The 2,105-nt window shown below is 64.3% G+C and carries 3 protein-coding genes; 1 reads left to right on the forward strand and 2 read right to left on the reverse strand.

The window, feature by feature from the left end:
- On the reverse strand, positions 1–379 hold a 379-nt coding region (locus WA702_RS11005), incomplete at its 3' end, for an AMP-binding protein (RefSeq protein WP_425110544.1).
- A gap of 83 nt (positions 380–462) precedes the next feature.
- On the reverse strand, positions 463–1,272 hold the full coding sequence (locus tag WA702_RS11010; RefSeq protein ID WP_425110545.1) for a crotonase/enoyl-CoA hydratase family protein: 810 nt from the start codon (positions 1,270–1,272) through the stop codon (positions 463–465).
- A 102-nt stretch (positions 1,273–1,374) separates the two neighbouring features.
- Between WA702_RS11010 and WA702_RS11015 the strand changes: the two genes are divergently transcribed.
- Positions 1,375–2,105, forward strand: a 731-nt coding sequence (locus tag WA702_RS11015; RefSeq protein ID WP_425110546.1) for an SDR family oxidoreductase, incomplete at its 3' end; no start/stop codon positions are given.

Here is a 2,105-nt window from a genome sequence, read left to right on the forward strand (position 1 = left end):
TGTAGGTCGCCAAAATCTCCGGCGGCGTCGGCACGCTCAGCACGGTGACGCCAGATGGAATGATGCCTTCGAGCGGATGCAGGAGGTCGGCATGGCCAATCAGCACTTTCGTACCGGAATCCCTGAGGATGTAGTCGACCTCTTCCGGCTTGAAGTGCCAGTTCACCGGCACGCCATAAGCCCCGAGCCGCATCGCCGCATAGGCCGCTTCGATGAAGGCGATATCGTTGCGCATCAGGATGCAGACGGAATCGCCCGGACCGACGCCGAGGCCGGCGAGCCCCGCCGCCATCCGCGCCGCGCGATCGGCAACCTCGTCGTGGCCGCGGCGGCGATCGCCGGAGACGATGCCGCGATAGAGAGAGGACGTTTCGATCATTTTTCTTCTTTTGCTTCCGATCTTGGCCGGGTTGTGGTTCGTCGTTCCGGTTCGCCGCTGACGCATCGCCCGGAACGACGATGCTAGTCGGCAAATCTCGGCGCGCGCTTTTCGATGTTGGCGCGGACCGATTCGAGCTGGTTCGGGCTGCCGATCAGCTTCTGCTGCTCGACCGACTCGGCGAGCAGCGCGGGTCCGGGATCGACCGACAGGCTGTTCAGCATCCGCTTGGCGGCCCTGATGGCGTCCGGACTCTTGGCCGCGATCTCGCGCGCGGTCTCCAGCGCGGCCGCGCGCGGGTCGTCGCAGATGCGGGTGACGAGGCCGTAGCGCTGGCCTTCTTCAGCTGAGAAAACGCGCCCTGTATAGGTGAGCTCGCGCAGCATGTCGTCGCGCATCAGGGTCGCCAGAACAGGCGTGCCGGCCATGTCGGGCACCAGGCCCCATTTGATCTCCATGATCGACATCTTGGTATCCGGCGCGACGTAACGCATGTCGGCGCCGAGCGCGAGCTGGAAGCCGCCGCCATAGGCGACACCATGCACCGCAGCAATCACCGGTACTGGCAACTGGCGCCAGCCCCACACCGCCTGCTGGGCGAAATTTGCCTGACCGTGGGTGCGGACGGTGAGGTCGCGCTTCTCGCCGCCCGGAATGCCATTGCCGCCGCCTTCCTTCATCGCGGCGAAGCGGCCCATGTCGAGGCCGGCGCAGAAGGCCCGCCCTTCTCCGGACAGCACCACCGCGCGCAAGCCTTTCTCCTTTGACAGCCGCTCGGTCGCCGCGACCAGCGCTTCGAACATCGCCATGTCGAGCGCATTCATCTTGTCGGCCCTGACCAGACGAACGTCGGCGACGCCGCCGGTGATCTCGATCGCGACGCGGTTGTCCATGGAACGCTTCTCCGTTGTCTCTTTCCGGCTTTACAGAATGCCGACACAGCGATTTAGTCAATCGACCAATTAACTGAGAATCTATTTCAGGCGGAAACTGTCATGTTCAAGAATGATCTTCTTCTCGGTCGGCGGATTCTGGTGACCGGTGGTGGCACCGGGCTCGGCAAGGCGATGGCTGCGCGCTTCCTGCAGCTCGGCGCCGAGGTGCATATTTGCGGCCGACGGAAAATCGTCTGCGACGAAACCGCGACGGAGCTGATGGACCTGTATGGCGGCCGCGTCACCAGCCACGGCGTCGACATCAGGAATGCGCAGGCGGTCGACGAGATGATCGAGACCATCTTCAAGGGCGGCGGCCTCACTGATCTCATCAACAATGCGGCCGGCAATTTCATATCCCGCACCGAGGAATTGAGTCCGCGCGGCTTCGATGCGGTGGCCAACATCGTCATGCACGGCACCTTCTACGTCACCCATGCCGTCGGCCGGCGCTGGGTCGCCGCGAAGCAGCCCGGCAATGTCGTTTCGATCACGGTGACCTGGGTGCGCAACGGCTCGCCTTACGTGGTGCCGTCGGCGATGAGCAAGGCCGCGATCCACGCCATGACGATGTCGCTCGCCACCGAATGGGGCCGCTACGGCATCCGCCTCAACACCATCGCGCCTGGCGAGATTCCGACCGAAGGCATGAGCAAGCGCATCAAGCCCGGCGACGAAGCGGGCGCGCGCACCAAGGCGGCGAACCCGATGGGCCGGACCGGCACCATGGAGGAATTGCAGAACCTCGCGGTGTTCCTGATCTCCGGCGGCTGCGACTGGATCAACGGCGA

The sequence above is a fragment of the Bradyrhizobium sp. genome, assembly GCF_049798375.1.
Classification (GTDB): Bacteria; Pseudomonadota; Alphaproteobacteria; order Rhizobiales; family Xanthobacteraceae; genus Bradyrhizobium.

What these genes read in the sequence shown, in the direction of transcription:
- WA702_RS11010 (WP_425110545.1), bottom strand. Translation starts at nt 1,272, where the DNA reads ATGGACAACCGCGTCGCGATCGAGATCACCGGCGGCGTCGCCGACGTT.